The sequence below is a fragment of the Haloferula rosea genome (assembly GCF_016595525.1).
In the GTDB taxonomy this organism is placed as follows: Bacteria; Verrucomicrobiota; Verrucomicrobiia; order Verrucomicrobiales; family Akkermansiaceae; genus Haloferula; species Haloferula rosea.
In genome coordinates, this window is record NZ_JAENII010000027.1 from 1 (window position 1) to 10,575 (window position 10,575).

The following is a 10,575-nucleotide window of genomic DNA, read 5'->3' on the forward strand; positions in this document are numbered from 1 at the left end:
TGCCCGAGTCTGATTGGAACCGCCCTGTACGGAGCCGTACGCAGGGTGGTGTGGGACCGGGGAGCTAATCACTCCCCGGGACCCGATTCTGCTTGTCTTTTTCTGGATTCAAGGCATCTGCAACCTTTTGGTATCGATCATCATTGAACCAGTCTTGAAAGGGTGTCTTCTTCGCTGGGCGTATCGAAGCAAGGTTTAGAATCGTGTTCAGTTCACGGCTCACCACCGCTCGGGTCCAGCTTCGATCCGGCTGAAGGAAGCCATCGCCAATCCAATTGACCTTGGTGATCACGACGACTCCTCTATAGTCTAGAATGATTGCCCCAAACTTACCATCCACGTTCATCAGTCCAAAAGCCCGGTGCGGACCATCGAGCGGCATGCTCTTGAAGGCATCTTTCGCAGGACCTTCATCTGCAGTGAAGGCCTGCGATATGACTTTTGATTCCGTGTCGCTGAGCTTGAAGGGCCGCTCTGTAATCGAGATAGCTGTGGCGTCGGCGGTCTGCCGTCCCGCCAGCTCTCGTGCCAGGTCTCGAAGCCTCTCGGGCTCGGTAACCTGATCGAGAATCATATGTGGAAAATACTCTAGCTTGCCCGGCACGATAAACCTCGCATTGAATTTAGGTGCTTCTTCCGCCTGCATGCATAGCAGACTGAGGGAGAGAATGAGCAGCGCCTTCATATTTTTGCAGAACGTCGAAGCGCTGCCGACCCGACCACCATGGCGGCCAGCGCGATTCATTGGCGCGCTTCTACCACCTGAAACGCCGCGTAACAAGGCCGCTGAGAGGGGTCGGTCAGGCGCGCCTTGTTCGGCCTTGGGGTTATTGCCAGTGGGATGCTTGCTTCCATCTTCTGGACGTAGGATCCCAAACGTCGACCTGGTAAACCTCGAGCCAACCACAATCCTCCAGAATCGTATTCGGAGGGGACAACCCGCGCGCATGGTACGTGCCCGAAATCCTCACTCGGTCGTTGTGAGTGACGAATGTCGGGTCAGGCGCGATCCAGCGTGTAATGTTTGAAACTAACGAAGGCTTGTACGGCTGAAAAAGCTTCGGACCAAAGCGGATGTGAACCCAAGACCGGGAAGCACCATGCCTGTCGGAGCCAATGGAGAATCCGTCATGAGGCCCGCACCAGAACCCCTCAAGCTGAATCATCGCGCCATCGTAGGCGGAAGCACCGTCCAGGGCAGTGTTGTGCAAAGCATCGATCGACGGGGTTGCATACTCGACTTGAGCGGAAGCCCAAAGGTGACAAAGCGAAGCGACAGCACTCAGCAATAAGGCGATGGTAGCCGTAATCACGATCAGTCTGTGCTTACTCTTGGGCTCCATCATTTCCTGCCGAACGATATAGGTGAGGCGATCCCGGTAACCGAACCGGAAAGGCTACGGGCATCCAATCAGCTTCCGAAGCTGGCGGCAAGAATTCAACAAAGCCGCTGATAGGGGTCGTCCTCGACCGCCTTGTTCGGCATTTGGTTTTTGGTGCTATCTAAGCCACAAGGGATCATCGTCTTGGTCATCTTCACACTCCCTGACATTAGGTTCTTGGTGGTTATCTCGGTTCGCGGATTTATTATCGAGCTTCTTCTGTGCAATCTGCTCGATCGTCATGATGACCTCGGGGCTTTCCATCCCAAAACGCTCGAAGTAGAGGTCCTCGATAAACTGCGGTAAAGGCGCCTTCCATTTCTCTTGCTCGTGATTCGCGAGGCTCCCGAACTTCTTTGGGTTGAGGCCAAGTTCTCTCGCCATTTGGATGTGCGCATGTGACAGTCGGAACTTCTTTCGAGCATCGATCCACACTTGGTAACGTGGTGACAACCGCTTCTTCTTGCTTGCCATTTCTATTCTCGGCCGAACGTCAGAGGAATGGCGGCACCGGTAACCGATAGCGGCGCTCCACTCCTCGTTGACGGTAGAAAACCACCAGAACGCAATTTCGACAAGGCCGCTGATAGGTGTCGTCCATCTCCGCCTTGTTCTGCTTAGGGTTTTAGTAGATCTGAAACCCCGATGTACGAGAATCCCCCGATGAGAAGGACACCGATGAGAGACTTCCAAAGAATCCTCTCGGCTCCGTGCTTTCGAATAGAGATTAAGGCAAACAGACCAGCACACAGGCCGGTCACCATCAGCACCACGAATAGGATTCCGAAGTACAGGGGGGCCACTTCTGGTGAACGATGTACGCCGAAAAAGCGACCCAACAGACTCAGGCCAAGGTAGAACGGCACTGCCAACAACGAGTAGGTGGCGAGTGAGTAGGCGATCGGATCGGGCGCGTTCCAATCCTTCGCGTCAGTCTTCGCGGCGTGGGATCTAGGCTTTTGGGTCGACCTTGGCCTGGGCGGCACCGGTGATGCTTTCGGGTCTCGGATCTCGTAACACTTTTGAGAGCAGTAGCCGTTGCGGCACCATTCGTTGAACTCAGGATTACCGACCATCGTTTCAACTTGCGCCTCTCGCAATTCGTTATCGCACGTCGGGCAGCGCATCATTAATTGCAGAACGTCTGAGAAATGGCGGCACCGTCCCTTACAGCGCCAGTCCGCTTCTCGTTGCCGGATCCTAACCACCAAAACGGAAATTCAACAAGGGCGCTGTGAGGTGTCGCCATCTTCGGCTTGTTCTGCTTGTTGGTTTCACCTTCGCAGTTGGTGCCTCCCACAGAGTTCGAGGAAGCTATCGACGCATTGAATCTGGGCCTCATTGAGGAGATCAAAGTGCGTCTTACGTTGGCAGGCTTGATACACTGCATCCCAGCCATCATCCGGAAAGTTTCGAAGGTAATGGCACATGAAAGCTGGAAGATAAAACAACCAACCGGGAGGGTCGGAGAACGTGAAATACTCTTGGCGTGCCTCCATCGATTGATCGGGAACATCCTGCCACACAGACTCGGGATCCCGGGATCGGAGTTCCTCGATTCGTTCCGCTGACAGATCCCACTCGTCATCATATCCCTTGGCCACGCTCAGAGTTGTTTGTGGCCTTGGGACTCCCTCAAACGCCACCTCAATCTCAGGGATCAACTGTAGCGCTTCTTCCCTAGCGCGCTCGATCGTCTCATACTGGCTCACTGTCGCCGGGTCAAAACCGCGCGCCTTCGCTTCTGCAGGAGTGATGAAGTCGGACATTTTCTGAGCAGAACGTCGAAGGCCTCCTACACCTGCCCGAGGGCGCGGCTTCGACTGTGGGTTAAAGGTTGAATGTCCATGGGAAATTGAACTCGCAGCGGGGCAGGTGTTAGGAGCGCTGCCTTGTTGTGCCTTGGTTGTTTCGTGGTCAGGTGGAAAGCGAGTCGATTATGCCCTCCAACGCGTCGACCCTCGCAGGATTCTGAGTCTCTTCAAGCTCAGCTCTTACGGCCGCAAGAAGTTGGTCCACCTCGGTGGGTGTCGCCTGGGAAAGTTCAGCGAAAATGGATTCAAGCACTTGGACATCATCGTCTTCTTGGTCGTCCGATCCCTCTACGGTCGCAATGTGGACAATCGCCTCAATCAACGCTTTGTGGATCGATCCCATATTCCTTCTTGAGGTTGAGAAGTCTGTGACCAAGCACGGAATCGGAGTCCCGATCGAGAACGAGCACCATGAAGACGTCGGAATCCTCCCGTGCGTTGACCAGAACATGCTCGAAGTGGCCATCCTCAGTCCGCCACACCCAATCCACCTGCCCCTCAGTGCAGTCGAATCCCTCAAAGTCCTCCTTTGGGATCCGTTCGAAATACGGCCAAAAATCGAAGGGTGGTCCCTCGCCGCTTCCGACTCGCTTCATCGGCACTCCAAACGTCCTCTTAAACGCTGGCTCGTCGAGACGGATCATATTCTTGGCACAACGTCGAAGTCCACACATCCGCTACCGGGAGCGCTCCTCCGATTCTGGTTGAGGTTTGCCGCTACCCTCCGACTCCGACTCGGAACGGGTAGCGGATTGTGGTGCGACGCCTTGTTGTGCCTTTGGTTTTCTGAGGACGGCTTCGATCTCGCCGATCAGCTTGATCCCATCCTTGGCAATCGCGAAGGGCAGCTTCGATTCATCGACGCCAGGCTCGCGAGAAAGCATCAGGCTCATGTCCCAATCCTCCTCATGATTGATCAACGTTGTCATGTAATAGGTGCCTTGGTCGCCACGATCACCAAGCGAGTGGTAAATCACATCGCCATTATCTCTGGTTATCTTCTGAAATTCAGTCTGGTTCGCGCCGATCTTCTCGATGAAGTCCGTCTTGATCCGGTCGTTCGGAAACAGCGTGATCGCAAGGCCGCAATCCTGCTCGCCTGTAATCCGGTAGGTGGCCATCCAGATCACCCTTGTATTCAGCGTTGGACGTTCCTTGTCGTCAGCGGAAACTCGGGCCTCATCGATACCGCAAATCCTGGCAATCACTGCTGGCTCGGGCTTCTCCGGGCCGACCTCCGTACCGACCGAAATCGCTGCGCTCGAAAGTAGGATGGCTATGGGAACAGCAGCGGTCATTTTTGGCACAACGTCATAGCACACCAACCGCCTGACGGCAGCCGCGCTTTGACTGGGGTTTGAGGGTTTTAGTCACGGTGAAAATTCGACTCGGAGCGGGTCAGGCGGTTGCGGTGCTGCGACTTGTTGGGCTTGTTAGTTTCATTCGTTGAGGCTCGAGACAGCCTCGGCAATCGCCCCGCTCTGCGTGATAACCCGCGTGACCATCCGCCGCCCGTCCGGGTCATCATCCCAGCCAATAAACAGGTAAAACGTGCAATCGTCCGGCAAGTCATCGCGAGAGTCGCCATCCACGGTCTGCTGTCCAATGAAGACCATCGGATCACCTCGATGGAATGGCCAGGCAGGCTCTCCTTCGATCCATCGGGGCGCCTGTTCTGCCCAGCGAAAGTAGCTACCGAGATTGGCGATAAGCCATGCCGTCATATCGGGGCCCGGATCCGAGCGGATCCAATCGTCGTAAACTCGCTCCACGAAATCAAATCCACCTCCAGTCGCCGATGCTACGAAATGCTCTGCCGCAGTCTTCTGCAGGGCTTCGACAAACTCAACGGGTGGTCTCATGAATTTCTTGCCCAACGTAATAGAGCAGGCGATCCCGGCGAGTCCGAGGCGGCGTCTCCACTTCGGGGAAACGGTAGCAAACTAGTGTCCGGAACGCAACAAAGCCGCTGAGAGGGGTCGCGCTGCCTCGCCTTGTTCGGCTTGGTTGATTAGTAATCGTCCTTGTAGCCCTTCTCGACCAACATCATCAGAACTTCCTTAGATCGCCAGTCAACGACTCTGCCGAAGATGTCAACGGTGATCGATGGAGTTTCGTAATGCATCTGGGTCGGCCGCTCGCTGTGAGTGATTGTCCAATGGGGAAAGAGGGATGTCCACGGATCAAGTGCGCTCAAGCGCTCGATTCGGTCATAGTGCATTGCCGAAGACAGGCATGGGGTTAGTGCCTCTCGTTCAACCCGAAGTGCCTTTTTGTGCGACGTAATCAGAAGAAGGGCAAGGACACCGGCCAGAGCTACTAGGATCACCACACCCCTTAGGAGAAGCTTCTTCATTTTCTGCCGAACGTCTCAGCACACCCAATCCGACCGACTCAGCGCGCTTTCATTTGTTCTATCACCTTCCCTCAACCAGTCAATCCTCCAACTCGCCAGCGCGGTCGGATTTGCGGTGCTGCGCCTTGTTCGGCCTTATTTTGGTTCCGATATCTGTAGCTCGCCATCCTTCAAGGATAGCTCTAAAATCATCGGCTTGTTCCCACTGAAACCAATGATGCGCGTCATCAGCTTCTTGACCTCATCCTCGTCAACTTGATGAGCCTCCAAGTAATAAGAATAGCCATCAAGATCGTCTTCCTTCAATTTCTCACTACCAAGGTAAGTTAGGTCTACCCGATTAAGTAGAGCCTTACTATCAATTGGAGCGTGTCCGACGAAAGGAGACAACTTCTTCACTTGGTCAAGCGTCGGTATCTTCTCGAATTTCTCCGTAAACATCGCTGCGTGATACGCATCCACATTGAAGTCGAGAATTCTAATTAGACTGAATTTCCCGTCTTCTCCTCTCGAGACGTAGTAGCCTCCCCACTGCAAAGTAAACTTCATTGTTCTCTCCGGTTTCTTCTCCTCCGCACACAAACCCACAGCAGAAGACACTAGAAGAAAAATTGTTGCTGCAAGGGTCTTCATTTTTTGCCGAACGTCAAAAGTGAGGCGATCCCGGTGACCTCACCGGGAAAGCTGCAAGCATCCAATCAGCTTCCGAAGCTGGCGGCAAGAATTCAACAGAGCCGCTGATAGGGGTCGCCTCAACTGCCTTGTTCGCGTTGGTTATTCTTCGGTTGGGGCAACGCGCACCAACACCTCTCGGATCTGCTCCTCAGGAACCCTAATCCAATAGAGTAGAGTCTCGAGGCTCTTCGTGGATCTCTCTGAAAGGGATGTGCTAGAAAGGAGGGTATCTACCTCTACTCTGAAACGGTCCCGACCGAAATGACGCGAGAGATACCAGGGTAGCTGTTCGATACTCAAGTTGTAGGTCTCCATGCACTCGAGTAGGATCTGATCAAGGGGAATGGTAGGCTCCGGGGCACGAAAGAAGAGAAGGCTGCCAGCGACCTCTTGACGGAGCATGCCGGGATCACCGTGCCCCGACTGCCTAAAATACCTAAACAGCCCATCAAAGACGGCAGCATCAGGAACCGGTCTGAGCTGTTGAGAAAAGTGCCTGATCTTCTGATCATCTCTCCAGTGCTCTTCGTAGCGACCTGCTAGTTTTGATGTGCTCTCGGCAACTTCGTCTGCAGTCATTCTTGTCGCGAACGTCATAGCACACCAACCGCCTGACGGCAGCCGCGCATTGACTCGGGTTTAAGGGTTCTAATCATCTGGAAAATTCGACTCGGAGCGGGTCAGGTGGTTGGGTGCTGCGGCTTGTTCGCTTGGTTTTTGAGTTCTTGCTCTAGCGCGTACGATGCGTCCTTCCTGTGTATCGCACCCTGCAAAAAACCCTCCTGATCCTTGATGCGATGCTGCTCAGCTTCGTCAAGTCCATCGAAGAATCGGAATAGCTCAGCCTCGTGCCAAGAGTAGATGAGATTGTGCCTCTCTCCCTGCGGAGGGTCATTGAACTCGCTCCACTGCTCCTCGCTCCATCTCCAGGCGACCGAGTGGGGATACCCGCCCCATGGCTCATAGGGTATTGTGAACCAGAGTTGCGCGCATTCTGGACATCTTGTCAGCGTCTCACCCCAAGCATTGCCAGAAACTGGTGGCAATGCCCGAACAGGATTCCCTTGAACGCCGTGTGCGAAACGACTGGGGTATTCACAGGTTCGGCAGTTCATGTTTTTGGAGCGAACGTAAAAGCTGTGGCGACCCCGGTAACCGCACCAGCGAAGCCGAGAACAATCAAACAGCTCCCGAAGCACGGCGCAAGATTTCAACTAGGGCGCTGAAAGGGGTCGTCCACCAGCGACTTGTTAGTCTTTGATCGCTTTCCTCCGACGTCTGCCTTCATCTGCAATTACTTCCAATGACTCATGGTGCTCGGAGACGTCCTCTGCTTCAGCCCACGAGGCGCCAAAAACCGGTTTCGCAAGGACCTCATCGATTGCACGGGTGAGCTTCGAAAAGCCCGGAGGACACCCGTTGACCCCAAGGAAATCCGCGGTCTGCCCCCCACGCGTAAGCGTCGCTCGGATAACCGTTCCGTCGAGCACATTGGGATCGGCCCAAACCCCCGACCAGCTATCCAATTCAACGTCTGCCAGGATGCGGCGGAACTGCGAAATCTGTTCCTGCGTGAGGGCGATCTGTTTCTTCTGGTGCTTGGTGAGAAATAGGCGCTGTCCATCGAAAGCAATGATGATCCCTTCACCTTGTCCGGCCAGAGCTGACCTGACCGCAATTTTCATTGTTTGCGGATGCCCATCGGCAAAGGCCGGAAGGCTCAAGAGAACCAGTAGCAGTGCGATCAGCCTCATTTTTTGGACTAACGTCCAAGCGCTGGCACCCGCTACTGGGAGCGCCGCGTCGCAACAGGGTTAAGGGTTCGAGTAAAGAGGGTCATGTCGACTCACCAGCGGTAGCGGGTTGCTCAGCCGCGTCTTGTTCTCCGTTGGTTAGATTCCAGAGGCTACCGTAAAAACGCTCTGGATCCAATCCCATGGGCAATCCTGAAACACCACCATCTCCGACCTCGACGATCTTCCATGTCCCATCGGTGAGGTGAGCCACATCAATCGTGATGAACGGCGAGCTGAATCGACTCGCGATCATCTCCCAGCGAGGTAGCTCATCAAGTGGTGATGGTGGCCGACCATCCGGCCGAACCACGATCTGCCCCTTCCAGAAGAACAGCCTCGTCTCCTCAATGATCGGAAGACCACGAATGTCACTGCCCCTCTCGACAATAGGCATGAACTCTCGAAGAACTACGCCTCGGTTGAAGAGCTTGCTCCGCTCCTCCCTGAACACTCGGTAAATCTCTCGGAAGCGATCCTCATCCGTTCCAGCTGGGATATAGCAACCATCCTTCCATCTACTCTTAGCGGACTTCACCCAGTCCTTGATGATCGCGTCGCCGTCTCGAAAATCCTGATACATCTCCCAAGCAGCATCAACGTCGTCACCCTCGATCCATGAGCTGCGCGGTGTATGTCCGTCCGTCTGTGGATAGGCGAAGGGAATGTAGTGCGCCTGCTCGTAATCTTCAGGTGATGTCTGCGGCATGTAGCCCTTGGCGACAAGTTGGGCATGGAGCCCCGCATAGGCCTCGCCTGGAACCATCCACCCACGAAGAATCAACCTCTGATGGTCGTCCGAATCCTGTAATCGCTTCAATGCGGCCTTTGGGTCACCGGACTCGACGGCTTCGTGATCGTAAAACCCAGTTGGAAATCCAATCACGCGGGCAGCATCATACTCGGAGGCGAACTCCGAATCGATCTTCCCGGGTGAGAACGGCTCATGCGGAAAGAGTATGAGCGGCGGATTCATTTTTTCGGAGAACGTCAAAGTCCTCTCACACCTGCCCGAGGGCAAGGCTTCGATTGTGGGTTGAAGGTTGAACTGTCATGGCGGTTTGAACTCGCGGCGGGGCAGGTGTTGAGAGCGACGCCTTGTTAGCTCCTCATTGTCTTTATGCGAGCAACTTCTTCAATGTTGGCCAGCTCCACCTATAAAGCCGCCCCGCATTCGGCACCGCAGTATAATCACCGTCCTTGTAGCCAATGACTTGAAAAATGGGCTTACCTTCGTCTCTGGCCATTTTCACTTCTTTGAGAACGCCCGGCGCTCGGTGTGTGTATCGCCCCACCATCACCATTACGACATCTGAACGCTTGATCGCGAGCCGAGCCTTTTCTTGCCACGTCGCTTCTGGAGCGGCCTCCTTTAGTGATGTGTCGACTACTGTAAATGGGGAATCCGGCAACTTGGATTGTCCGATTACAAACTCCTTCACCACCTTGTCGTGGTCGAAATCAAAACTTACAAATACTCGCTTGTTGGCCATGATAATTGGTTATTTGGCTCCGGCTACAAAGAACCCGAACATTACTAGAAGGATCGTTCCAATCACAACGCCGTGAAAAGGGAGCAACGTTTTCGTAAAAGTCGCGGATGCCCATGAGCCTTCGATACTCTTGATCTTGGTTGTGTTCATTTCTAATTGTGGCACTTCTTGCGAATCCTCGATCACTAAAGCGTAGAGCTGTCGATAGCGCTTCTCTTGATCGAGGAAAAAGCCATCAAGAATCCAAAAAACAATTGCCGGAAAATATGCGATCAGCACGAACCGGATATCAACGTCCTTGGCACTTAAAGCGAAAAGGGCGGAGACAAGGGTCACACTCCAGCCCTTGAGAAGAAACGAACAGTTGTTCATGCGGGAAATCACCGCCTGAATGAATTCAAGATGCTTCAGTTTGGTTTCGTCGGTGTTCATCGTTATCTCCTCATGCTTTCCATTAAGACCCCGTTCTGGGTCTGTGCAGCGCCGTAGGCGCGATAAGCCCCGCTCTGACTTGCCGAAATATACCGGTAAAGCTGGAGATATTCGTTCCCGTAGTAGTGCCCTGACTCATCCTTCGTCTGTAGGATCAAAATCGAATCGAGGGGCTTCTTACCATCTGCATATCCAATCTCCCACGGGCACCACCGACTTCGCATTGAGTTCTCAGTAGCTAAGAAAAAGAACCAGTCTAGTTCAATTATTCTCTGTTGAATCCGTGTCGCCGTTCGCCTATCGGGCTTGTCAGGCATGACGGTATCCTCCCAGTCAATGTAAACCTCCCATCCAAGGCTTTGAAGAAAGCCTTGCACACCCTTGGCTAGATCAGCATCCCTATGACTGTGGGACATAAACGCCGTTTGACGCCCCATCTGCTTCGCCTCGTTGACTACGGAAGCTGATTTCTGGAAGCCCTCTCGCGAAGCGTAAGTCCGAAGTGTGGATTGTGGAATAGCCATTTTCTTGAGCTAACGTCAAAGCACACCAACCGCCTGATGGCAGCCGCGCATTGACTCGAGGTTAAGGGTTCTAGTCATCTGAAAAATTCGACTCGGAGCGGGTCAG

At 53.9% G+C, this 10,575-nt stretch carries 14 protein-coding genes; all 14 read right to left on the reverse strand.

Annotation, left to right across the window (positions count from 1 at the left end; genetic code table 11):
• Positions 1–64: 64 nt before the first annotated feature.
• The 14 genes from JIN81_RS18490 to JIN81_RS19610 all read right to left on the reverse strand — a co-directional run bounded on the left by JIN81_RS18490 (position 65) and on the right by JIN81_RS19610 (position 10,469).
• Positions 65–685: a hypothetical protein gene (locus JIN81_RS18490; RefSeq protein WP_234045551.1), complete on the reverse strand. Its 621-nt coding sequence runs from the start codon at positions 683–685 to the stop codon at positions 65–67.
• 814 nt (positions 686–1,499) lie between these two features.
• Positions 1,500–1,856, reverse strand: a complete 357-nt coding sequence (locus JIN81_RS18495) for a hypothetical protein (protein ID WP_200283494.1) — start codon at positions 1,854–1,856, stop codon at positions 1,500–1,502.
• Between the two features lie 800 nt (positions 1,857–2,656).
• The gene (locus JIN81_RS18500) at positions 2,657–3,151 is read right to left on the reverse strand and encodes a DUF6714 family protein (protein WP_200283497.1); all 495 of its coding nucleotides are present in this window, start codon (positions 3,149–3,151) and stop codon (positions 2,657–2,659) included.
• 359 nt (positions 3,152–3,510) lie between these two features.
• Entirely contained in the window at positions 3,511–3,792 is a 282-nt protein-coding gene (locus JIN81_RS18505) for a hypothetical protein (protein ID WP_200283499.1), read from the reverse strand.
• A gap of 81 nt (positions 3,793–3,873) precedes the next feature.
• On the reverse strand, positions 3,874–4,494 hold the full coding sequence (locus JIN81_RS18510; RefSeq protein ID WP_200283501.1) for a hypothetical protein: 621 nt from the start codon (positions 4,492–4,494) through the stop codon (positions 3,874–3,876).
• A 141-nt stretch (positions 4,495–4,635) separates the two neighbouring features.
• Complete coding sequence (locus JIN81_RS18515; protein WP_200283503.1) at positions 4,636–5,058, reverse strand: hypothetical protein; 423 nt, start codon at positions 5,056–5,058, stop codon at positions 4,636–4,638.
• Between the two features lie 149 nt (positions 5,059–5,207).
• The gene (locus JIN81_RS18520) at positions 5,208–5,552 is read right to left on the reverse strand and encodes a hypothetical protein (RefSeq protein WP_200283505.1); all 345 of its coding nucleotides are present in this window, start codon (positions 5,550–5,552) and stop codon (positions 5,208–5,210) included.
• A gap of 135 nt (positions 5,553–5,687) precedes the next feature.
• Positions 5,688–6,185 (reverse strand): hypothetical protein, encoded by a 498-nt coding sequence (locus JIN81_RS18525; protein WP_200283507.1) that lies wholly within the window; start codon positions 6,183–6,185, stop codon positions 5,688–5,690.
• 141 nt (positions 6,186–6,326) lie between these two features.
• Positions 6,327–6,806 (reverse strand): hypothetical protein, encoded by a 480-nt coding sequence (locus JIN81_RS18530; RefSeq protein WP_200283509.1) that lies wholly within the window; start codon positions 6,804–6,806, stop codon positions 6,327–6,329.
• A 671-nt stretch (positions 6,807–7,477) separates the two neighbouring features.
• The gene (locus JIN81_RS18535) at positions 7,478–7,981 is read right to left on the reverse strand and encodes a hypothetical protein (protein ID WP_200283511.1); all 504 of its coding nucleotides are present in this window, start codon (positions 7,979–7,981) and stop codon (positions 7,478–7,480) included.
• A gap of 82 nt (positions 7,982–8,063) precedes the next feature.
• Positions 8,064–8,996, reverse strand: a complete 933-nt coding sequence (locus JIN81_RS18540; RefSeq protein WP_200283513.1) for an ATP-grasp domain-containing protein — start codon at positions 8,994–8,996, stop codon at positions 8,064–8,066.
• A gap of 142 nt (positions 8,997–9,138) precedes the next feature.
• A complete protein-coding gene (locus JIN81_RS18545; protein WP_200283516.1) occupies positions 9,139–9,513 on the reverse strand; it encodes a TIR domain-containing protein in 375 nt (124 codons plus the stop codon).
• 9 nt (positions 9,514–9,522) lie between these two features.
• Positions 9,523–9,945 (reverse strand): hypothetical protein, encoded by a 423-nt coding sequence (locus tag JIN81_RS18550; protein ID WP_200283519.1) that lies wholly within the window; start codon positions 9,943–9,945, stop codon positions 9,523–9,525.
• 2 nt (positions 9,946–9,947) lie between these two features.
• Complete coding sequence (locus JIN81_RS19610; RefSeq protein ID WP_200283522.1) at positions 9,948–10,469, reverse strand: TIR domain-containing protein; 522 nt, start codon at positions 10,467–10,469, stop codon at positions 9,948–9,950.
• Between the last annotated feature and the right edge of the window lie 106 nt (positions 10,470–10,575).